General features: G+C 36.1%; 36 protein-coding genes and 1 tRNA gene. 6 read left to right on the forward strand and 31 right to left on the reverse strand.

The features are described 5' to 3' along the window. Nucleotides 1-2 precede the first annotated feature (2 nt). The 8 genes from R4Y45_RS06095 to R4Y45_RS06130 all read right to left on the reverse strand — a co-directional run bounded on the left by R4Y45_RS06095 (nt 3) and on the right by R4Y45_RS06130 (nt 6405). Complete coding sequence (locus R4Y45_RS06095) at nt 3-347, reverse strand: phage head-tail connector protein (RefSeq protein WP_339970290.1); 345 nt, start codon at nt 345-347, stop codon at nt 3-5. Nucleotides 348-365: 18 nt separating this feature from the next. Then, complete coding sequence (locus R4Y45_RS06100; RefSeq protein WP_339970291.1) at nt 366-1229, reverse strand: hypothetical protein; 864 nt, start codon at nt 1227-1229, stop codon at nt 366-368. Nucleotides 1230-1242: 13 nt separating this feature from the next. Further along, nucleotides 1243-1830 carry a capsid assembly scaffolding protein Gp46 family protein gene (locus tag R4Y45_RS06105; RefSeq protein WP_339970292.1) on the reverse strand — a complete coding sequence of 196 codons (588 nt, stop codon included), beginning with the start codon at nt 1828-1830 and terminating at the stop codon, nt 1243-1245. A 72-nt stretch (nt 1831-1902) separates the two neighbouring features. Further along, nucleotides 1903-2862, reverse strand: a complete 960-nt coding sequence (locus R4Y45_RS06110) for a minor capsid protein (protein ID WP_339970293.1) — start codon at nt 2860-2862, stop codon at nt 1903-1905. After that, on the reverse strand, nt 2855-4222 hold the full coding sequence (locus R4Y45_RS06115) for a phage portal protein (RefSeq protein WP_339970294.1): 1368 nt from the start codon (nt 4220-4222) through the stop codon (nt 2855-2857). Before R4Y45_RS06115 ends, R4Y45_RS06110 begins: the two co-directional genes overlap by 8 nt. Nucleotides 4223-4233: 11 nt before the next feature. Continuing rightward, on the reverse strand, nt 4234-5508 hold the full coding sequence (locus tag R4Y45_RS06120; RefSeq protein ID WP_339970295.1) for a PBSX family phage terminase large subunit: 1275 nt from the start codon (nt 5506-5508) through the stop codon (nt 4234-4236). After that, complete coding sequence (locus R4Y45_RS06125; RefSeq protein ID WP_339970296.1) at nt 5501-6016, reverse strand: terminase small subunit; 516 nt, start codon at nt 6014-6016, stop codon at nt 5501-5503. Before R4Y45_RS06125 ends, R4Y45_RS06120 begins: the two co-directional genes overlap by 8 nt. Nucleotides 6017-6333: 317 nt before the next feature. Then, nucleotides 6334-6405, reverse strand: a tRNA-Met gene (locus tag R4Y45_RS06130). A 94-nt stretch (nt 6406-6499) separates the two neighbouring features. Here R4Y45_RS06130 and R4Y45_RS06135 point away from each other — a divergent pair. Then, complete coding sequence (locus R4Y45_RS06135) at nt 6500-6760, forward strand: hypothetical protein (protein ID WP_339970297.1); 261 nt, start codon at nt 6500-6502, stop codon at nt 6758-6760. A 68-nt stretch (nt 6761-6828) separates the two neighbouring features. Here R4Y45_RS06135 and R4Y45_RS06140 read toward each other — a convergent pair whose 3' ends face one another. From R4Y45_RS06140 to R4Y45_RS06250, 23 genes are read right to left on the reverse strand one after another with little or no spacing between them, the layout of a single operon-like run. Beyond that, entirely contained in the window at nt 6829-7266 is a 438-nt protein-coding gene (locus R4Y45_RS06140; RefSeq protein WP_339970298.1) for an ArpU family phage packaging/lysis transcriptional regulator, read from the reverse strand. Next, nucleotides 7232-7366: a hypothetical protein gene (locus R4Y45_RS06145; RefSeq protein WP_339970299.1), complete on the reverse strand. Its 135-nt coding sequence runs from the start codon at nt 7364-7366 to the stop codon at nt 7232-7234. The genes R4Y45_RS06140 and R4Y45_RS06145 overlap by 35 nt, the downstream gene beginning before the upstream one ends. Then, on the reverse strand, nt 7363-7890 hold the full coding sequence (locus tag R4Y45_RS06150) for a hypothetical protein (protein ID WP_339970300.1): 528 nt from the start codon (nt 7888-7890) through the stop codon (nt 7363-7365). Before R4Y45_RS06150 ends, R4Y45_RS06145 begins: the two co-directional genes overlap by 4 nt. Next, nucleotides 7883-8116 (reverse strand): hypothetical protein, encoded by a 234-nt coding sequence (locus tag R4Y45_RS06155; protein ID WP_339970301.1) that lies wholly within the window; start codon nt 8114-8116, stop codon nt 7883-7885. Before R4Y45_RS06155 ends, R4Y45_RS06150 begins: the two co-directional genes overlap by 8 nt. 49 nt (nt 8117-8165) lie before the next feature. After that, nucleotides 8166-8390: a hypothetical protein gene (locus tag R4Y45_RS06160; RefSeq protein WP_339970302.1), complete on the reverse strand. Its 225-nt coding sequence runs from the start codon at nt 8388-8390 to the stop codon at nt 8166-8168. A 1-nt stretch (nt 8391) separates the two neighbouring features. Further along, complete coding sequence (locus tag R4Y45_RS06165; RefSeq protein WP_339970303.1) at nt 8392-8727, reverse strand: hypothetical protein; 336 nt, start codon at nt 8725-8727, stop codon at nt 8392-8394. A 50-nt stretch (nt 8728-8777) separates the two neighbouring features. After that, complete coding sequence (locus R4Y45_RS06170) at nt 8778-9257, reverse strand: hypothetical protein (protein ID WP_339970304.1); 480 nt, start codon at nt 9255-9257, stop codon at nt 8778-8780. Further along, on the reverse strand, nt 9250-9411 hold the full coding sequence (locus R4Y45_RS06175) for a RusA family crossover junction endodeoxyribonuclease (RefSeq protein ID WP_339970305.1): 162 nt from the start codon (nt 9409-9411) through the stop codon (nt 9250-9252). The genes R4Y45_RS06170 and R4Y45_RS06175 overlap by 8 nt, the downstream gene beginning before the upstream one ends. After that, nucleotides 9354-9659: a RusA family crossover junction endodeoxyribonuclease gene (locus R4Y45_RS06180; RefSeq protein WP_339970306.1), complete on the reverse strand. Its 306-nt coding sequence runs from the start codon at nt 9657-9659 to the stop codon at nt 9354-9356. Before R4Y45_RS06180 ends, R4Y45_RS06175 begins: the two co-directional genes overlap by 58 nt. A gap of 9 nt (nt 9660-9668) precedes the next feature. Next, a complete protein-coding gene (locus R4Y45_RS06185) occupies nt 9669-10103 on the reverse strand; it encodes a single-stranded DNA-binding protein (RefSeq protein ID WP_339970307.1) in 435 nt (144 codons plus the stop codon). Between the two features lie 4 nt (nt 10104-10107). Then, nucleotides 10108-10926: an ATP-binding protein gene (locus R4Y45_RS06190; protein ID WP_339970308.1), complete on the reverse strand. Its 819-nt coding sequence runs from the start codon at nt 10924-10926 to the stop codon at nt 10108-10110. An 18-nt stretch (nt 10927-10944) separates the two neighbouring features. Beyond that, entirely contained in the window at nt 10945-11346 is a 402-nt protein-coding gene (locus R4Y45_RS06195) for a hypothetical protein (protein WP_339970309.1), read from the reverse strand. Between the two features lie 15 nt (nt 11347-11361). Continuing rightward, nucleotides 11362-11652, reverse strand: a complete 291-nt coding sequence (locus R4Y45_RS06200) for a hypothetical protein (protein ID WP_339970310.1) — start codon at nt 11650-11652, stop codon at nt 11362-11364. A 10-nt stretch (nt 11653-11662) separates the two neighbouring features. Next, nucleotides 11663-11806 carry a hypothetical protein gene (locus R4Y45_RS06205; RefSeq protein ID WP_339970311.1) on the reverse strand — a complete coding sequence of 48 codons (144 nt, stop codon included), beginning with the start codon at nt 11804-11806 and terminating at the stop codon, nt 11663-11665. Nucleotides 11807-11817: 11 nt separating this feature from the next. Then, nucleotides 11818-12624 (reverse strand): Lin1244/Lin1753 domain-containing protein, encoded by an 807-nt coding sequence (locus tag R4Y45_RS06210; protein WP_339970312.1) that lies wholly within the window; start codon nt 12622-12624, stop codon nt 11818-11820. 11 nt (nt 12625-12635) lie between these two features. Beyond that, nucleotides 12636-13466, reverse strand: a complete 831-nt coding sequence (locus tag R4Y45_RS06215) for a PD-(D/E)XK nuclease-like domain-containing protein (protein WP_339970313.1) — start codon at nt 13464-13466, stop codon at nt 12636-12638. Beyond that, entirely contained in the window at nt 13463-14284 is an 822-nt protein-coding gene (gene bet, locus R4Y45_RS06220; RefSeq protein WP_339970314.1) for a phage recombination protein Bet, read from the reverse strand. Before bet ends, R4Y45_RS06215 begins: the two co-directional genes overlap by 4 nt. Before the next feature lie 2 nt (nt 14285-14286). Next, nucleotides 14287-14430 carry a hypothetical protein gene (locus R4Y45_RS06225; RefSeq protein ID WP_339970315.1) on the reverse strand — a complete coding sequence of 48 codons (144 nt, stop codon included), beginning with the start codon at nt 14428-14430 and terminating at the stop codon, nt 14287-14289. Continuing rightward, nucleotides 14430-14636, reverse strand: a complete 207-nt coding sequence (locus R4Y45_RS06230; RefSeq protein ID WP_339970316.1) for a hypothetical protein — start codon at nt 14634-14636, stop codon at nt 14430-14432. The genes R4Y45_RS06225 and R4Y45_RS06230 overlap by 1 nt, the downstream gene beginning before the upstream one ends. Nucleotides 14637-14648: 12 nt before the next feature. Further along, complete coding sequence (locus R4Y45_RS06235; protein WP_339970317.1) at nt 14649-14936, reverse strand: hypothetical protein; 288 nt, start codon at nt 14934-14936, stop codon at nt 14649-14651. Continuing rightward, nucleotides 14933-16084: a BRO family protein gene (locus tag R4Y45_RS06240; RefSeq protein ID WP_339970318.1), complete on the reverse strand. Its 1152-nt coding sequence runs from the start codon at nt 16082-16084 to the stop codon at nt 14933-14935. The genes R4Y45_RS06235 and R4Y45_RS06240 overlap by 4 nt, the downstream gene beginning before the upstream one ends. A 3-nt stretch (nt 16085-16087) precedes the next feature. Beyond that, on the reverse strand, nt 16088-16261 hold the full coding sequence (locus R4Y45_RS06245) for a hypothetical protein (RefSeq protein WP_339970319.1): 174 nt from the start codon (nt 16259-16261) through the stop codon (nt 16088-16090). A 40-nt stretch (nt 16262-16301) separates the two neighbouring features. Next, complete coding sequence (locus R4Y45_RS06250; protein WP_339970320.1) at nt 16302-16535, reverse strand: helix-turn-helix domain-containing protein; 234 nt, start codon at nt 16533-16535, stop codon at nt 16302-16304. 158 nt (nt 16536-16693) lie between these two features. On the opposite strand from R4Y45_RS06250, the gene R4Y45_RS06255 reads away from it, so the two are divergent. The 5 genes from R4Y45_RS06255 to R4Y45_RS06275 all read left to right on the forward strand — a co-directional run. Further along, nucleotides 16694-17044 carry a helix-turn-helix domain-containing protein gene (locus R4Y45_RS06255; protein ID WP_339970321.1) on the forward strand — a complete coding sequence of 117 codons (351 nt, stop codon included), beginning with the start codon at nt 16694-16696 and terminating at the stop codon, nt 17042-17044. A gap of 97 nt (nt 17045-17141) precedes the next feature. Further along, complete coding sequence (locus R4Y45_RS06260) at nt 17142-17846, forward strand: DUF5067 domain-containing protein (protein ID WP_339970322.1); 705 nt, start codon at nt 17142-17144, stop codon at nt 17844-17846. Between the two features lie 361 nt (nt 17847-18207). Then, nucleotides 18208-19026: a replication initiation protein gene (locus R4Y45_RS06265; RefSeq protein WP_339970323.1), complete on the forward strand. Its 819-nt coding sequence runs from the start codon at nt 18208-18210 to the stop codon at nt 19024-19026. A gap of 63 nt (nt 19027-19089) precedes the next feature. Further along, the gene (locus R4Y45_RS06270; protein WP_339970324.1) at nt 19090-19644 is read left to right on the forward strand and encodes a hypothetical protein; all 555 of its coding nucleotides are present in this window, start codon (nt 19090-19092) and stop codon (nt 19642-19644) included. Nucleotides 19645-20301: 657 nt separating this feature from the next. Then, nucleotides 20302-20878: replication initiation protein (locus tag R4Y45_RS06275; RefSeq protein WP_339970325.1), on the forward strand; the 577-nt coding region annotated here is incomplete at its 3' end.

The following is a 20878-nucleotide window of genomic DNA, read 5'->3' on the forward strand; positions in this document are numbered from 1 at the left end:
AATTAAACCCTCCTATAAGGATTTAAGAATTTGATACGCTTACCCACTTGTGTTTCGGCTTCATTATTTTTAGCTACCCACTTGTCTATATCGGTTTGAAATTCATCAAAATCATTAGCTTCAAAAGTGATGGATTCGCCTTCTTGTGAATAACTGTTCATACCTTCGTTTTTTAACCTGTTGTATCGCTTAACAGCAACACCAGTCACAATATATTCAAGGTCTTCAGGTACATCTGTACCAATCTTGGTTTTAAGACTTTGAGATGTGTTTTTGATGATTAAAGATAGAACTTTATCTTTTTTATCATCATTTATCATCAAAAGAGTTTTTAGGTCATCTAACATGATCTAATACCTCCTTTTTTATTTTGTGTTAGCTGCTTTTTTACCGATAGTTCCAGCAATTACACCGTCTAATCTTTCAGGGAAAATCTTCAACGCTGTGTACATTGTTGTATCTAAAGTTAGGCGGTCATTTGCTTGGTTACGCATGATTGAGATGTAGCCTGTTTCATCAGTATAAGCTTCAAAACCTGCTGATGAAGCATTTGCGTAGTACATATTCAAGTTTTGCCCTGGTGTGGCGTAGATTTTACCTTCTTCAACTGCTGGATTCATGATGATAGCTGTAAAACCTAAGTAGTTTTGGATATAGTTCAAACCAAAAGCTGATTGCATTTGAATAGGTGTGTCACCTAAGTAACCGTAGAAGTCAATTGGGTTCACAAAAAGAACTGAATCGGTAGCGTTTGTGTCATCAAAAGCGATTGATAGCTTAGCTAAAGCGTTGGCTACTGTTTTTTGGAAGTTGTCGCCTTGCGCTTGACCTGAACCAGCTTTCACTTGGTCTATTAAGTCGTTTTTGATATCACGTTGAACTTCACGAAGTAAGGCTAAGTCTGTTTCAGTAACTGCTTGTTGGAATCCAGCGCCTTGAATACCCTCGATAGAAACAGATTTACGGTATTTTGAGTATTCAAGTGTTTTTGTGTCGTCTACTTCTTTTTTGACTTGTGAAAGCGGAATAATTTCCCCTTCGCCGACTTTTCCGTCAGTCTTGTCTACTGAAGTCTTGTAGATTTTAATTGCGTTACCAACGGGTAAGTTAGTTTTGCGTGTGATACCTAACACTTTCAGCAAAGTGGAAAGGTTTTGGTTAAATTGGTTAGTAAAATCAACTGATTTTAACTGTAATTGCTGTGTTGTAGTCAATTTTTGTTCTGCCATGTTTTAATTCTCCTTAAATAAATAGGTTATAGTTTTCTGTCATCAAACGATTACGCTCTTCGGGGTCTTCGATAGCCAAAATGTCTTCTTTTGTCATCGTTTTGCTGTTCTTTTCAGCAGTTAATTTTGGCGCTGAACTCTTGATAGTTGAATCCTTGCCGTCTGAATACGCTTGTTTAATGCGTTCGATGAAGTAGCTTGCTTTTTGCTGCGTTTCTTCTTCGTCTGCTGTTGCCAAGAACTTAACATCATCTTGTGTAACGCTAACTCCTTGTTTTTCTGCTAAAGTACGAACTAAATCACGGTTATCACGCTGTTTTAGCTCTTTTCTTGCGTTGTCAGCGTCTTCTTTAGCTTTTTCAAGTTGATATTTGTACTTTTCATCAGCCGACATCTTAGCCACTTTCTTTTCTTCTTCAATTTTTGCTTTTTGCTCTTCTTGAAAGTTTGAAAGCGCCTTTTTGACGATGTTATCAACGTCTTCTTGTGAATAGGATTGCTCTTGCTCTTTAGATTCTTCTTGTTGCTCTGTTTCTTCAGATTCAACTTGATCAGTTGCTTCTTCTTCAACAGATTCAATGTTTTGTTGTGTTTCTTCCATGTGTTTACTCCTCTTTATAAGATTAGTTTGAGTTTAAAGACTTCACTTTTGGTCAAAATAAAAACGCTCAGATTAATCTTCTGAACGTCTGTAATATGCAAATGTTGAACACTTACAAAAAGGGTGTGCTGGTGCTTGTGGCAAGTCGTCAATATCGTAAATCTTGCCATCACGACTACGGCAAATTGAACAGGTACTAGACCTTGGTTCTGCGACCCAGCCTAATTTCTTGTAACCGTTTTTAACCACTGATTGTTTTTGTGCTTCAATTCTGACTTTTGAAAGCTCTGTGACTGCTAGCCTGTTCATCACATAACTGCGTTTCTTGATTGTATCTGCTACTTGTTTATTGAACTCTTTGCTGAAAGCTCTAGGATTCAAACCTTTAATAACTGCGTTGTTTAAAGTGATATCCAGTTGACTTTTTAGATTATCTAAATTGCTCCAAATTCGACTGCTAAAATCTCCAGCACCACTAGAAGCATGCACGATTTTGAAAACGCTACTAAAATCGGTTGGGACTTTATTTGTGATACCTAAAATTCCTGATTGACGCTTCAATTCCTCAATGTACTCATCAGATAAGTTAGCTGATAAATCGCTATCTAAGTTAATCCCGAGCTTAGCCATATGAAGCCCCATTTGAGCTTTTAGATGTTCTAAGCGGTTAATTCTCATAGTAGCGTTATACACTTTCATACGGCTGTTGATTTCATCTGTGAAGTCTGAATAAGTTAGCTTGCGATTATATAAACTTTCCATATTCCTAGCCTTGTTGATGATATCTTTTATGTCATACTCAAAAGCTCTGATGTCTTTTTGGTTGACGTTTTTTAACATGTCAGAGTAAGTGATAGCATCGCCACCGCCTAGCCTGTCGTACAACTTAGCTACATCATCATTGATATTTCTAACTGCCTGATTCATATGTGCTTGTATGACTTTGTAGACTTGTTCATCATCACTCATTTTCTGCTTGATGTAGGTTTCTTCGTCTTGTCTGCGTTTTTTCCAGTAATCAAAATTATTCAACGTCATCAGCTCCTAAACGTGACATATCAATTGATTGTTGGACTTGTTCTTTTTGCTCTTGTTTCATCTTTTCAATCTCTGCTTGAGGGTCTTTGACAAAGGTTAAAGTAGATAACTGCGTATCTTTTGACACAATACCAGCCAGTTTTTGAGCTGTTTCTGCTTCATCGTTATAGTTTGTAGGTAAGTTACGTTTGAACGTCATACTTACATCTATATAAGCTGTTTCTGAAGCTGTACCCACTACACTTGATTGGGTAAACAACAACTTGAACAAATGGCGTAATTGCTGTGAGAACTTACGTTCTTTATTCATCGCCTTATTCTGCATTGGTAGAAGTTTGTACTGTAAAGCCACGCCTGAACTGTTACCACTAAAGGCGCTATCTTCAAGATTTGCTACTTGTGCCGTCTGATAAATCAAGTTAGTAATTCGATTGATATGGTTTTCTTGCATGCTGTCGTTGTCGGGCTTAGTTAAAAATCCAGCAGTAACACCCTCGGGCAAGATGATGGCCCGGTTATCTTTTAGTTTTAAGATATCTTCTTCGTCAACAACTCCTGATAAAGTCAAGTAAGCATTGTCAAAATATTCGTTTTGGTTAGCTTTTTGGCTGACTGCTTTATCTAGTTCATTACTCAAGTCTAGAATTGTGCTGATAATTCCTGTTCGCTCCGTATTTTCGTAGAACTCTACCACTGGCACACCACCGAAATTATGACTTGATATATCTGTAAAACTTGAACTATCAGAAGTAAAATTAAGCACTTGATCACTTGTATATAATGTTGCCTCGTACTCTTCTGGTCCGTTCTTTAGATAAGTCACAAAACCAAGTGGCAACTGTTCCGTATCGTTGCTATAAATCATAAAGCTATGCTGAGGGCTTAAATAAGTTACTTTAGCTTGCTTATCCTCATCACCGATATAAGCCAATAAGTAGCTTCTACCGTAAATGTCTACTTGCTTTGATATTTCGTTCAACAAGTCGCTAAAATTGTTACCGTTCAGCCAGTTTTGAAGTGATTGATTGGTTTTATCCTCTTTAGCCGAAAAAGACGGAGGTACACCAATAAAATACCCGTTAAACGTGTCTACTACATACTTGGGCAGATTTACAGCGATTCTGTTATCAATATCTGTTGATGTGTTGCGTTCTAACTCAAAGATTTCATGATTGCCGATATAGTTTTGAAACTGCTTTTTAAAGTCGTGCTTTTGATTCTGCTTGTGGAACGTAACCATGTCTTGCAGTTCATCAAGACCTATCCCAACGTCTTTAAAACGTGATTTTGGGTAAACAAAAACCCCGTTACTAAGTACGGAGTAGTTAAATACCGTATTTTGTTGTTCTTTCATGGTTCTCCTTTCTAAATTCCTAAATTGCTAATTGTCTTAACTTGAGGACGACCACCGATAAATTCGTTTACCGCATATCTAAGTGCGTCTATTGCGTGGTTATTAGCGTCTTCGGGTTCGTTGAGGTATTTGCCACTTGTTTTGTCCTGTTTGAAGGCGTAGGTGTTAAATTCTTCGAGAATATTCTCACAACGTGGGTGTACGATTATTTCAAATTCTTTCAGATATTCGATACCAGCCATAATTGACCCTTTGCCTTTCTTAACACCTGTAACCCTGCGTAACCCTAGCCGTCTAAGTTCTGCGATATTCTGCGGACTTGCTGAATCTGCCACGATTTTAGCGCCTTCTAAATCTCTTTTTAGTGCTTCTTTGTAGATATCAGAGTTTAAAAGACCAGTCTTGTAAACTTCATCAAAGATATATAACTTTTTGTTCTTCTCGTCCAAGATTGCAGATATCAAAGCTGTTGGATCATGAGTAAACCCGAAATCGAGTCCAAAAACTGTTTGTCCGACTTCTTGGATTGTCTTTCTGATATCAAAATCTCGTGTTGTCACATTTTCAAATACCAAGCCCTCAGCAACTCCCCACTCGCCATTCGCAACCACTCGACCACGTTTTGGGTTAGTTGTAAGCAAGGATTCGTAACGTTCCTTATCTTGTTTATCCAACCATTCGTTACATCTGAATGTCGTAGTTATGGCAAAAGTTTGGTCTTTATAGATAGCGTCTTCATCGAAAAAGGTTTCTTTAAGCCAGTGCCTTTCATTCCAAGGGTTAAAGGTAACTGTGATTTGCTTGTAAAACTCGGGTACATCGTCCAAACTTCCACGGATTGACTCTACAACGGTATCAAACTTGTCTCGGCTCTCGATTTGGTAAGCTTCCTCAAACCAAGCCCAGCACAAAACACCACTATCAACAGAAATTGATGTAATTTTTAACTCGTCATCAAGACCTCTGAAAAGTATCTTTTGACCTGTTTTTTTGATAGTAATTTCAGGTGTGGATTCGTTAAATTTGAACAACTTAGACAAACCTAAGCGATTAATCGCCCATTTGAAGTCTGTATAAGTGCTTTGCTTGTTGGTGTTGGAAAATCTTCTAACAACAAGTAAATTAGCCCATGGATATTTCATCAGTTTAAGCACAAAGTCAGAAGCTGTGTTCTTTGATTTCTTACTACCTCTACCACCCTTAACCACTCTATAAAAGTCTTTTGAGTGATAGAAACGGTTATAGCCTTTACCAAGTAGATTAGTAATTCTGATTCTTTTACTCATCGCTATCACCTTCAGGTACATCATCAATGAAAGTAATTTCATCACTAACTGTCGAATCGTCTAAGTGCTCTAACTTGCGCTTAAGAAGTTCAATCTCATAGCGTAGCTTTTCGGCTTGTGATTCTTTTATACTATCAGTTTCAGGATATCTTTTTAAAATCTCTTTAATCGCTGAAATTCTAGTCTTGATATCGGCTTCTTTTTGTTTTTCTTCTACACCTAAGGGTGAAGAGATGTAAACAGTTTCTTTTTCTTCTCCTCGCCCTATCCGTGTCAAGATTTCAAGCGCTTCACTTGCGTCCATGATCGTGCGTTTACTAATATCGCCTAAAACACCGTCAATGTAGGATTTTACCCCAACATTTCCCAACAATCTTCGACCTGCTGCGTTTGCTGTTTTTTCGTTTTTAACTTCATAACCAGCTTTGATATAAGAATGTGTTATGTTCCCACTTTTAATATATTCATCGGCAAATTGTTTTTGCTTCGGAGTAAGTTTGCCTGTCATGCCATCTCCTCACCTCCTTAATTTAGTGTATAAAAAAAGACACTATTTAAAGTGTCGTGTTAAAGCCATGCCGAGCTTTGCAACTCGATAAAAGGGCTAGGTAACCTCATGGCTAGCTACCAGGTAAAGTAGCAGATGATTTATTGACTCGCTAGAAAGTATCTAATTTTCAAAAGATTCCAGTAATTAATATTTATGAGGTATCAAATTACTCGGTCCTTCATTACGGCAAGTCTAAGTTTAAAGTTCCTTACAAAAAGACTCAAGTAGAATTCGTCTTTATGTTTTATTTGCCACCACAAACTCACGGGTGGCTATGGATTAGGCAGGAATCGAACCTACATCTTTTCAGTTATGAGCTGAACGTTTTACCGATAAACTACTAATCCACTTACCCGCTAACCACTTTGACAAACCGACTGTTTAAATTGATGAGTGGTATCACGGCAGGTATTTTGTATATCAAAGTTTTTATCAGGGTGGATGCCTGATAATCGCCCCACTTTGCACAGGGCAAAACTGATAAAGGGAATCGAACCCTTTCAAGACACCAGTATCAGTTCATCAACTGAGATGAAACTTGTGCGAGTAGAATCGCAACTTTTTAAAACATCAAAAGGAGGTGTATTCAATGTCAACATCAGTTCAAACGTAAATGCGAAGTTAGAAAAAGCTATTTGTCGTCACGTAGATAACGCCAAAACCATCAAAAATGGATTATTATTTGACAAGCCAGCTAAGTAACTTACTTAACTGACTATACATATAATAACATGTCTAACTTTGTGTGAACTCCGCAAAAACTCCGCTTTTTACTCTTCAACTTCAACTACTAAATCTTTGCCATAGCCAAAAGCGAAAGCGATTAAAGCATCGCCCAAAATCTCGTAGTACCTTGATTCAGACACACCCATAAAGTTCATAATTTCAAAGTCATAGCGGTACTTTTTGTCAATGTACTTTGAAACTAATAAAACTCTATGATCGCTTTCGAGTGAATTTAGAACTCTGAACATTTTATCTAGTTTTTCTTTAGCTGCTTCTTGTTTGATGATGAAACTATCCAAAGGATTGCCTTTTTCTCCACCGCTAAAATCAGTTAGTTCAACACTATATGTTTGTGTGACTTTTGGTTGAAAGCTTGACGATACCAGCAGTCTAAAAGCATCATAGTTGCCTAAAAATTTCTTTGTTTTCGCCTTAGTCGCTGTTAAGTCAGTTCCAGCCACCAATTCTACTTCTTTTATCATGAGTGTCCTCCTTATCTAAAAAACTCATATCATCGCCACTTACCCACTTTTCGAAGATAAAGTGTTCAACTTGTTCTCGTTGTTCTTTTAAAATCTTCATAACCTAACCTCTTTTAGTTGTGGCAGGTTATCATAGTCGGTTATGCTTACAATCCTTTTTGTCTCAACATCAAAGTAGTAGCACTTATCATCAAATTGCATTACAAAAGATTTCAAAAGTGTCTCTGTGCTGAATTTGTCGCCGTTGATTGTTTTTGGGTTTTCCAAAAATCGCTTAATCTTCTTTTTGGTTTGCTTTTTATTTGATACCAAAAGCGTATCTGTTGCGTATAAAATTCCGTGGTTCAAAATTACAACGTTTAGATAATCGCTAGTATTTTTGTGTGCTACTTTTGCCATCCACTTAGAGAAAACATTAATTGCTTCTTTTTCTTGCTGTTTTCTGATTTCCCTTTCAATTTGTTTATAAACTTCACCACTGACTAGATACGCAGGAGAATAATCATCTTTTACGACTGGCAAGTCTTTAATTTTGTAGCCATGAACCGTTAAATCTTTGTATGTCGTTCTTTGCTTTAACTCTTGCTCAGTCCTTTTTAAAATCTCTTTATCAAGCTTAATCATCTATTACCCTCCATTTCCCAACGTCTTTTCCTGCCACTTCTTCTTTTGCTCTTTGATAATCTTCATCTTTTTCTAGCTCTTTCTCAATTTGTTTGGTTCTAGCTCTTTCGAGATTTGCCACACGTCTTTCTAAGTCGCTTATTCTCTTGTTGTCTGATGTGTTCTTTTTCCCTGTCAAAGCTCTATAAGTCGATTGGATAGCTGAAAAAATTATCACAACCCCCAAACAAAACAACACGATACTCACGACCGCTAAAACTATAAAAATTATAAAATTAATCATTTTTTACCCCTTTATGTGTTTTAATCCATTTCAAAACTTCATCTAGTTGTTTTTCTCTAATTTCAATTATTCTTTCTCTCTTGCTGATGTTGTCTTCTTCAAGTTCTTTTAATTCTTGCTTTAGCTTGTTTGATTTTTTGTTTAAGAAAAAGTTCGCTACTTCCATGACTAGCCAAAAAATAAATAAAACCAAGCATACTACTGTTGTTAAATCCATATTATTTTCGCTCCTCCATATCCAGTTCTAAGTGATCTAGTAAATCATCAGGTTCTAGCTCTTCAATGCCGTAATGTTTCTTGAGTACGTCAACATACTCAAGAATTGTGGTAAATGTGCCGACACGTTTTAAATCACGTTTACCGCAATACTGGTCTAAGTCATCTATTTCTCGGTACATTTTAAAAGGCATATACCTGATTCTGTCGATGTCAAAGTAGCTTTTGAAGTTTGGTAAAACGAAGTTTTTTGGCACTTTAAGGATTGCCTCAATCTCTTCGCCTAAGTCGTAACAAGAATATTCACTTCTGATAATTCCAATTTTGTAATCTGTCATTTTTTCAACCTCCATTTTTTACTTCTGGGAATACTGTTTTTCCGAAGTATCTACTTAAATTCATTCATCAAATCGTTGTAATTTCTGTACTTCATCAAGTTGTGTGTTTTCTTGATTCCTTCGCGTGTGATGTATTTTGCTGTGTTGTAGTTTGATGTTTTAAAAACCAACACCTCATCTTTTGCCAGCATATCCACATCTTCTACTAGTGTGCTGGGTGTGATTGCGTGCGATGTTGACGCAAATTTAGACACTAGATCATACACGCTATAAAATTTCTGCCCTTCGTCTTCGATAACTTTCAAAACTTTACCGCCGACTTTGATTTTGTAAGGCTGATAAATCTTTTCTTTAATTTCTGCTCTTGTGAAAAACCTTACATCAGGCTTGTTGGTGTCCTTCAGTTGTCGCCTGTACTCGATTGTGTACATTCTGACGAAGTTTTCAATGTCGTCAAAACTCGTTATGCTGTCACGTTGAATTTGTGCAATCAGTTGTTTAAACATGTTGTATCTGCCGTATTCATTCAATTTCTTCTACCTCCAATTCAATGCGTGGGTTATCGCTGTAAAATTTATATGCGTGTACTTCTGTGATTTGGTTATCATCTTCAAAAACTAAGCCGTTTAAAGCGTCAGTAAAGCCTTTGAAGTAGTTATCAACATCGGGCTTTGCTGTCGGCAAAACCTCGCCTTTTCCATCAGTTCACGTCTTTTCTTGCTGGTACTTACTGGGATTAACCTGTAAAACTTAGTTGTGACTTTGATAGGTTTTTTGAAAGGTTTTTGCTTAAATTTAACTCTTGTCAAAATTGCTATGGCCTTTTTAAAATTCCTTGACTTTATCGGGTCATAAGCTCGACCACTCAACTTGTTAAATCTTGGTCTACCTTGTGCGACCGGCTCAATGTCATACGTTGCTGTAAATTTCATGACTGCCACCTAAAAAGGTAAGTCGTTGTCTGAAATGTCAATCGCATTTCCTGAAGGGGCGAACGGGTCTTTGAATCCTTGGCTATTGTTTTGCTGTTGGTTATTTTGCTGCGATTGGTTTTGGTTTTGTTGGTTGCCACCACTTACAAAAGTGATGTTTCTGACTAAAACATCTGTTGTAAAAACAGTCTTGCCGTCTTTATCTTGGTAGCTACCTGTTTGGATTGAACCTTCAACACCAAATTGTGAACCTTTGTGTAAATTGCGTGTAATCGTTTCGGCTGTCTTGTTGAAAGCTTTGCAACGTATGAAATCCGCTGTATTTTCGCCATTTTTGACGTATCTATCAACCGCTAGTGTGAATCCTGTGTAGTTTGTTCCGTTTTTCGATGTTCCAAGTTCTGCGTCTCTTACCATTCTGCCGATTAGTTGTACTGTGTTCATAATTTTATTCCCCTTGTTTTAATCTATAATCTTCAAAATCTGCCATTTTTACGATATCCATATGTTTAAGCATTCTTGACAACACTCGTTTGCCATACATTGCTGTAAGTCCGCTTGTGCCTGCGTTTGTGGTCAATATCAAGTTCTTATCTTCAAGCATTTCAAAGATGTTAAAAACGTCTTTTTGCGTAAAATCGCTGGCTTGTTTTCCTGTTTCTGATTCTGCTCCTAAATCATCAATGACAACTAAATCAGCTTTTGCAATTGCGTTTATTTTCTTGTCAAGCTCTGCGCTTAGTTCTTTATCTTGTATTGCTTGCCTTCTTTGCATAAAGAACTTAACCCAAGATATAAACATGACTTTGTAGCCGTCTAGTTGCTTCTTTTTAAGTATTGAGTTTGCTAGCGCTGTGGCTAGATGTGTCTTACCTGCCCCTGTTGTGCCTGATAAAACTAAGTGAACTGGTTTTCCTGATAACATCTTTTTGCCAGCTTCAACCACTTGATCATATGCATCTTGTTGCTCTTTTGTTTTTGCTTTATAGCTCTGAAAGTTCAACTCACTCACTTTTGTGTTCCCAAAAATCGAGTTGGCTTTGAAAAAGTTGACTGCTTGATTTGCCGACGATATGCGTGATTCTTTTTGCACGAACTCGGCTTTTTGTCTTTCCAAGTCCTCTACTGCGTTTGTTTCAGGATAAAAGCATTTGGGACACATTTTGTTTGTGCCGAAACTTAATAATTTTGTTGAACACTTAGGACACCTAGTTTGTTCTTCTTTTGCAATACCCGAATTTTTCAGCGCTTGCGTGAAGCCTCTCATTCCAATCCCCCCCCTCTTTTACTCGTTCAATTTCGAAATTATCATCAGCTTTTGAAAAGTTGAGGCTTTAGGCACTCCTGCAACTTCACAAACTGTGTCTACAAATTTGTCAAACTCTTCAAAATCTTTTTGTGTTTGTTCTGACTCTTTTTTGATAACATTTTTATCACTCGCAAAATAAATATTGATATCTTCGGTGTTATCGGCATCTGCCTCAATTTTTACAAGTGTTAGCTCGTTTAACTTGTTACGCGATATACATCCTCTTAAATCCAAAAAACTCAAACCGAAAGAGCTATTTATAGAAGTACTATCCGCTGGATAACCATCTTTATAAAAAAGAACACAACGTCTGTTCTGGAGTTCTTTGTCAATAATTTTATTCATAAGCTCTTTTGTTGCTTCTGTTGTTGATTGCATTTCCTACCTCCGTTTTTACTTAAAAAGTAACTCTAATCCATCAAAAGGCTTTTCACGTAAATCGCTATGCATGAACTCTAAGTCGCTTTCTCTTATCTCCCCATGACTTTTTTGAATCAGTACACAAGTTATAAATTTTTCTAACTCAATTCTGCCTAGCTCGCCTAAGTTTGAAGTGATTATAATGGCTTTTTCTCTATTACTTTCAAAAAACATTCTTTTTACGTTTATGCTAATTTTTTCATTGTTTTTGATATGCGACAGATAAGGTATCTGCTTTTTTAAATAATCAAAATCTGTAAACATTTTCTTCCTCCTAACCAAAAACTTCGTGTATAGCTTCTTTGAGTTCTTTAAGTTCTAGATGATTCTTTTCTTTGTCTTTTTCTAACTCTTTTAACTTTTCGTATGCTAGTTGCGGTGATAACACAACAAACATTTTTGTACTTTCTTTTACCATTTTTCTTCCTCCTAAAAATCAATGCCCGCTTCTTTCAGTTGTCTTTGGAAATCATCTTGTTGCGTATAACTTTGTTGCTGTGGCTCATCTTTGATTTTCATGATCAGTTGGCTATATCTTTTTCTTAGTTTTGCTGGACTTAGTACGTTAGTTTTCCAAAAGTCGTCTTTTTGAACCCACTTAATTACTTTTTCAATTTCGTCATAACTTCTGTCATCTCTTTCGTGAGTTAAACGAATGTCGTTAGCCCATTTCTGAAGATTTGGCTGTTTGAATTTTGGGTCGTTGACTTTAATTTCTTCAAAAAGTAACTTGGCTAATTTATAGTTCGGGTCATCAGTGTCGTAGACCTGTGACGAAGAGTCGTGAGTATATATACTTTTCTTTACTTTACTTTTCTTTTCTTTTCTTTTCTTGCTATTAGCCCCTATACCTTGGCTATTGGGGTGGCTATCAGCCTTACTCTGCCAACGCTTTTCAGCCCCTCGTTTACCTGCTTCAGATAAGCGTTTATTTTTCTCATCTTTAAGGGTCATTCTTTCATCAAAAGACTTAGACCAGAAAAAATCATGGCCTTCTGACAGGCTAAAAAGGCTATAATCTTCAACCACTTTTTTAACTTTTTCGCTGTCTGTTCTAAAGTCAAAAGCTAGCATGTCATAATCAGTTGATGACTTATAATCTTTTGCTTCTCTTAATCTTTCTAAAATCATGAAATAGATAGCGTAGCCCTCAAGACCTAGCCCCATACGTAGTTTGATGAGTTTTGCTGAATTTCTAGCGTTTGAATCGTGCGAAAAATAACTAATCGTTGACATTGTGATACCTCCTAATCCGTTTCTAACTCTTCCGCTTGCATAATCATGCTTAAGCTTCTTGTCGCCTTAACAAAATCGCTTGTATCTAACTTTTTTGGTTCTATTTCGCCGTCTAACACCTTTCTGAATCGTGGTGCTAGCTCTTTAATCTCTTCAAGACTTTCACTCATCAACTCTTTGTCTTGTTCACTACTAAAGTTGAACACCTGAACATCTGTTTGAGACTCTTTTGAAACCGCCACGATAAACGGTTGAACCACTTTACCGAACGTCTGTCTGATGAGTTCTTGATACAGCGCTAGTTGTCTGTGATACTCGTAATTTCTGATAAAACTGACTTTCTTATGCAGTTCATCGCTCCACTGCTTTTCTCTGATTGACCGTGTCGTTTTTAAATCTACAAAGTATCCTTTTTCGAGGTTTAAACAGTCAATTTTGCCTTTAAAATCAACACCGCCGACTTGACCTGTAACTATAACCTCTTTATCGCCTGTGTAAAAGCGTTGGAACGTGTTATCTTCTACCCAGTCTTTAACCTGCACATCATAGCGATGTGTAAGTCTGTGTATCATCTTTTCGGCTACTTTGAAGTCTGCTTTTAACTTGCCTGACTTGGTCATCATGTCGTCTTGATTTGCTTCTTTAAACCGGTCATGTGCTTCTTTTGATTCAAAATAAGAATGCACGTAGTTGCCGACTAGTAAAGCTGTTTTGTTTTCTTCGGGATTCCACAAGCCTTTGATTTTGGCTAGCGTCCCGATTTCATCTTTTTTCATTGCTTTAAAAAGTGAGTTAGTCATGTAGCTGGTATCTTGATAGTAATTTTCTTGTGTTAAACTCATGCTTTACCTCCTGCGTTTTCAAAAAGATTTGTTTCGTCATGATCATGCGTTACAGCTTCAATCGTTTTTCTAGGTCTTTCACTTTTTTCTTGTGTACCCTCTTCTTGTAGAGGTTCTTCTTTATGTTCTACCTCTTCTTTTGTATCACCTGCGCCGATGATGTCATCTAAAGTTTGATGTTTTGGTTTTTCTGCTTGGTTTTCTTCTACATTTGTCGCTGTCGTTCTACCACTTGCTTCGTTAAAGTTCTCTGTTTCTTCTTTGGTGTAAACACCGCCGAAGTTGTCAGGAAAAGCCTCACGCAAAGCGTTCACAAGTGCAGTCTTACGCAGCATATTGCCTGGCATAGATTTCCAAGTTGACTGGTTTTTACCAAATTCTTTTCTCGAAATTTCCACCTTTGTTGGCTGGTTTATGCTCTTTCTATAAACTTCTGCCCACGCTCCTAGGATTCTATCTGTATCAAGCGTAAAAGCGCCTTCCGTGTAAACAATTTCGTTGTTTCTTTGAACGATTAAACCAGCCTTAAAGCCGTCATAATCACTATTTCGATTGGCTTTCTTCAAAAAAGCGTCTTTTGAAATTACGAACTGTGCTGGATTAGTTCCATACTTGATTAGGTAGATGTCATTTACAAAAGGGTTCAACTCCATGCTTTTAGCCATGGCTATAAAAGTTGATATCTCAACATTTGTAACATTTGGGTCAGTTGTAATCATCTTTCTTACGATTGAATTTGATAGTGTCACTTCTTGACCGTTTACATCGAATTTGGTTAGTTTTTCATTTTGCTGTTGTACTTGATTTTGATTAGTCATTATTATATACTCTCCTTGTAATTCATTTTTAAGCCTTTTTTGAGGCTTCCTATACCAACAGCGTTTTGTTTATGATAGACAGCGTTTGTTGGTATTTTTTTATCCTCTTTTTGGCTTAAAAACAAAATCTTAAATAAATTTTTCATTATAAAATTGCATCCTCGATCAGTTCTTTTTTATCTTTGTACTCATCGATGTTAAAGATAAAATCTTCCAGCTCTTTGCCGATTTGCAAGTCGTTGTAGCCTTTGTACTTCTTCAAAAAGTTCACAACGCCGTATTCATCAAGATATTGTTCGGCTTCATCATAATTTTGTTGAATGATGTCTTCTTCTGTAAGTCTGTGTAACATAGTCAACCCTCCTTAAACTCTCTTTTTAATCAAAAAACACTTTATTTCGTTGGTGCTTTCGGTAAAGTCGGTTTTTGTGACAACTCTGTCTTTAACACCTAAGTCTTCAAAGCTATCTAAAACCTTTTTATAAGCTTCGTTTGTCTTACAAACTCTTTGTATTGTCGTCTCGTTTTCTTTAGGCTCTTCAAACTCAAAACAAAAACTTTGACTTGTTACCCAATCGAAAAATTTAACTCTGCTACCATTTTCTCGTGCGTTATATAACTCGCATAACGCTCTGATTTGCTTTACGTTCATTTCTTATATCCCCAATCTTCATCAATCACACCAGCCTTTTTGAGTTTTTTATATAAGAACTCGCGCCCTTTGTTAGTCCATTTGGTAATCATTTTTGACTTGCTACCACGTTGGAAAGTTTCTGTCTTCGTATATCCTTTACCTTGATATCTAGCATATAAAATCCACGTTTCAGAGCCTTCAGGTTTGTACTGGATACCTAAATTTGCAAGAATGCGGTTAAATCCAACACTTGCAAACCCGAAATGACTAGCGACTTGCGTTGTCGTGAAAAGTCGTTTATCGTCATATAACTTCTGATGAGTTTCGACAATCACAGCATTACGCTTGTTTTCAACACTTAACATCTGATTTTGTTCTTCTAGTCGCTTGCGTTCTTCTTGCTCTTCTTTTAGCCTTGTAGCAATCTGAATCATCGTGTCAGGGTTTAAGATTGCTTGCTCTACCGTGTCGGGTGTCATGTAAGCACCGTGTTTTCTGATTGATGGTAAAACTTCATCAGTAACCCAATCGCTAAATTCTTCAGCTTGCGGTAGCGTGCTTTTAAGAATTAACTTGTAAAGTCCTGGTTCGTCAATCGCTGTTACTTTTCCGATGACATCGACCCCGTTGCTCACAGCAACCCCCTCGGTGTGTTTTTGAGGAACAACTTTCCAAACTGCATTTTTAGGGTCTTTATATCCTAAAAGTTTTGCGACTTGACTACCAAAGAACATTGGTTTTTCTTTGTGAGTGAAAACATCTAGATCAAATCCACTAAAGTTGAATTTTTTTGGTTCGACTTTTTTACCATCTAATATAAAATTGTCAGCTTTAACTAATTCTTTTGGTTCTTCGTTTTTTATCTTCGATACCGCCATGGCCCACGCCATGACTTCAGGTGTTGCTCTTGTTCTATACTTCGTAACAAATTTGATAACATCTTCACTTTTGATGAAGTTGAAGACTACTTTTTGATTGTTTAAGTAGGCCTTTGCCTTGATGATTCCAGGGAAGTTATTAGCTACCCTGTTTGATTGACTGTATCTAAGTAGTTTAGTAGCGATATCACGTACTGCGTAATACTTAGTGTTGTCAATCACTGTGTAGCGCACTTGGCTGTTTACTGCTTCTTCTGTGTAAAGTTCGTGTACTGGCGTTTGTAACATCTTCTACACCTCCAAACTCTTTCCTACATAATTTTCAACTAAGCCGATATTTTTCAACTTGGCTTTTCTTTTGCTCTTCTTTGCCCTACTCATTGCCTCAAACAACTCTTTACTATGCTGTTGATGAGGTGTGAGTGTTTTAACTTTTTCTTCTTTGCGTTTGAATTTTGCTAACATGTTTATGTTCCTTTATATAGTAAGTTTCATTTTTGGGGAATTAATCCTCAAAAAAAATCATTGTTTGTGCTGGGTTGTATCCTAAGATATTTACATACTTAATGAATAAACCCATAGGGAAATTACGTGTTCCGTTTTCTACTTGGTAGTAGTGACCTTTTGAAACACCTAATTTGTCAGCCATTTGTTGAGCTGTTAAACCCGCTACTTCTCTTTCTGAACGAATGCGTCTAAGATTCAATTTAATCTCTGCTCTATTCTTTCGTTTCAACATCTTCTCAACTCCTTTATTTAAAATGTTTACTTATCGGGGAACAACTTTATAGTACACCCGTTTCCCTCTAATGTCAACACAATAAATCATTTTTGTTTAAAACGTTTACTTATCGGGGAATTTGATGTACAATATTGAATGTGAAAGGAGGTGATAACATGCGTTCACCTGCTGATATATCACATACAATCGCAAGATTAAGAAAAGAGCAAGGTATGACACTTACTGAGCTAGCTGGAAAGCTAGGGATTGGTAAATCAGCTTTATCAAGATACGAAAGAGCAGAACGACAAGTGCCAGTTAATAATATTGGTAAATATGCCGATGCTTTAAAAGTATCTATTGAATATCTTCTTTTTACAGATGAAGAAAGAAGAACATTTTTAGATGAAAAAGCTGTGGATCTAAACGAAGTAATAAATGAGGATATACCTGTTTACTTCAACGGTAAGCGAATTTCTAACGAAAAGTTAAGGCTTTTTGTAGAAATGACCACTCTTGAAGATTAATCTGTTACAATTTTTGTATGCATACAAAAGAAGACCTACCATTCGGTAGGTCTTTTTTGGTACAATTAAATCATCAAATATATGGAGGGAATCAAGAATGGCATATTTTTTTGCACTTGTAGTTTTAGTTGCTCTTGTAACAACGATTTACTACATCGTTAAACTAATTCAAGATAGAAAGAACGAAACAAAAGATGAGGGGATTAAAAAGAAACTTTACATCAGTGCTGGTGTGACGGTAGTAGCGTTTTTAATCACAGGGATAACAGCTCCAAAAGATGAAAACAAAAACGCAAGCAACCAATCTTCTGCACAATCTTCTCAATCATCTTCAAATCAACAATCAAGTAAAACAGAAAGTTCAAGTAGTTCATCACAAGATACAAATAAAGTCGGTTTTTCAAACGGTGTTGCTGTTTTAGATGACGTTACTATGGAAATTACAGATCATAAAGTTATTCAACCTGGAGAGGCAGGTAACGAATACAGCGATAAACCAGTTTTTGCGGTTTGGTACAAAGTAACTAATAAAACTGACAAAGAAATTAACCCAATGACTGCATGGATGTCTGTATTTAATGCATACCAAGACAACGACCCTAACAAAGAAAATAAATTAGGTGTTAGCTCACTACCTGATAGTCGTTTTAGTGATTCACAAATGGCTAACATCAAAAAAGGTGGTACGGTTGAAAACGCAATGGCTTATAAGCTAACAGACACAACTACACCAGTTCAATTAGTAGCTAAACAAGGTTTCTTTGGTGGCAAACTAGGCGAACAAACATTTGAAATTAAATAATTGATCAAGTCACTTTTATAAGTGGCTTTTTTATTTTGTCTAATTTATTTGTGGTTCAAGGTCTTGGGTTTGGGTTAAGGAATTAGAGATAAGGGAATGGTTGTATTATATATATTCTTTTAAATTCTTTTAAACCTCTTTTAGGTGTTCTGCAACGCACGTGGCTCTAAGGCTCAAGAGCAGTTACTAATGACAAAGAGGATACTTACTAATGACATACAGGGTACTTATTAATGACACGTAGGGTACTTTACTAATGACACATAGGTACTTTATAATGTCTATTATAGATGTACAACATTGAAAAGTAGTCATTATTAATATATAATTAGACTACACTATAAAAAAAGAGGTAAAAAATATGGCTGTAAACGAAATTACTCGCTACGATATCGAGTTGAACACAATACCACTAGGAAAGTTAAAAGCTCCTGAAATGAATTTATTTTTTTCTATCATCACTAAGATGAAAGACCAAAAAAGCAACGTTGTTAGATTTTATCTTAACGACTTGAAAGAATTAGCAGAATACAAAGTAAAAGGTCACCAACGCTTTTTAAAGCTAATCAGAGATACTTACAGCAAGTTACTGACGCTTAACTTTGGTTATAAAAGTAAAACTGGTACGAGAGAAGAACATTTTGTGCTTTTTACAAAATTCGTCATTGATCAAGACGAAGAAAAACAAGACTATGTTGATATCCAAATTTTTGAGGACGCTATACCTTTGCTTAATGACTTAGACCAATGGGTTAGATATTCTTTGCATGAATTTAATAGCTTGAAATCTACATACGCTAAAACGTTGTTCAGATTGTTAAAACAATATAGAACGACTGGTTTTTTTAAGATAAACAAAAAAGAGTTCAACGAACTTATGGCTATTCCTGAAAAGTACCAGCAATTTGATATCAACAGAAGAATATTAAAACCGTCAATGGAACAGTTGTCACCTTTCTTTGAAAACTTAAAACTAGAAAAACACTTCGCCAAAAAGCAAGGTCGCCCATTGATTGGTTACACCTTTACTTTTAAACCTGAAGAAAGAAATAGCGATGATTTTCAAGATAGATATAGTTATAAAAAACGACAAGAAGAAGTTAAAAAAGTTGATGAAGACCCATTTGGAATGGATGACTTAGATAGATTTAACTTAAAAGCTGATGATTTACCTTTCTAAAAAATAACCAGCCACTTAAACAGTGGCTTTTTTCTATGCTAAAATTTCATTGAGGTGGTTACAATGAAAACAGTAAGAGAATTAGCGGAGGAAATCGGTGTATCAAAACAAGCTGTCGCTAGATATATCAGAAGTCACAAAAAAGAAGTGGATAAACATTTAAAGAAAGAAAAGCAAACGTTTTTGCTAGATGAAGAGCTACAAAGCACGATTAAACAACATTTTGAACGCAACCGATACAAACGAACCGACAACACAAAAGCGAACCAGCAACAAACTGATACAGAACCAGTCCAAACCGATACACGAACCGAATCAGAACCAGCAACGAACCCGCAACAAGAAATTATAGATATACTTAAAAAGCAAGTTGAAAGTCAACAAAAAGAGCTAGAATCACGTGATAGAGAAATCGAAAAAGTACACTCATTACTTGACCAACAGCAAAGATTGACACTTCAAACCAATAGCTCGATTGACACACTCAGAGAAGAAAATGAACATCTTAAACGAATTGAAAACGAACCGAATCAGAACCGACAACAAACTAGTGCAGAACCAGTTGAGAACCAACAACGAACCGATACACCGAAACCATGGTGGAAATTTTGGAAATAAAACGAGACACTTCAATTAAGAGGTGTCTTTTCTTTTTATATAGTTGTGTTAGATATTTTGATATCTCTAAGCGATTAATTAGCTATCGTAGTGTAATTACCCTCAATAGATATAAAATAGCTTAAATCGTGTTTAATTGGATAATTGTGATATTAGTTGTTCAAGCTGTTCTTTTTCTTGTTTGTTGAAATCAAAGTAATCAGCATTTAACTGAATGATCGCGTGCATTGCGTTAGTCATAAGTTCACCCCCTTAGAGTAATTACTCTTTTTGTTACAAAAGTACCCCTAAACATTTGATTATTTTAAAAACACCACTTTGACCTTTTATACCGTGTTTCTTCAAGGGTTTTGAACTTAAGAGAACTTAAAGGTAATTTTGATTAATTAGGCGAAGCCTATCTTTTATATACTCTTTTAATAACTCTTTTAAACCTCTTTTAGGCGAGCTGTACCCTTACTCTCCCAAGGGGTACAGCAATGTTTGAGGGAGCTTTTGTTGCAGTTTGAGGGAGCTTTTGTTGCAGTTTGAGGGAGGTTTTGTTGCAGTTTGAGGGAGGTTTTGTTGCATGCGTGGGTACTTTTTTGAGGGAATACCTTTACAAATGTTCACACAAAATATATAATAAAGTTACAAATTTGCTGGAGGAATTAAAACATGGCTATAAACGAAATCACAAGATATGACATTGAATTGAATACAATCCCATTAGGTAAACTAAAATCCGTTGAAATGAACTTATTCTTTTCAATTGTTACAAAGATGAAAGACAAAGGAAATAAGGTTGTTAGATTTTATTTTGATGAACTAAGAGATTTGTCAGATATATCAGGAAGAAATAATCAAAGATTTTTGGCGACTGTTAGAGAAACGTACAACAAACTTTTGACACTTAATTTTGGTTACAGAAGTAAAACAGGTGTCAGAGAGGAACATTTTGTGCTTTTTAACGAATTCGCTATTGATCGTGACGAAGACGGTTATTACGTAGATGTGCAAGTTTATGAAAAAGCTATTCCGATTCTGAATGATTTAACAAGTTGGGTCAGATATTCACTGAAAGAGTTCAACTCAATCAAATCGAGTTACGCAAAGACTTTGTTTAGGTTGTTGAAACAATTCAGAACAACTGGCTACTTTAGAATCAAAAAAGAAGAATTTAACGAACTAATGAATATACCTAAATCATATAAACAAAACGATATTAACAAAGTTGTACTAAAACCCTCAATGG

The sequence above is a fragment of the Holzapfeliella saturejae genome, from assembly GCF_037546065.1.
Classification (GTDB): Bacteria; Bacillota; Bacilli; order Lactobacillales; family Lactobacillaceae; genus Holzapfeliella; species Holzapfeliella saturejae.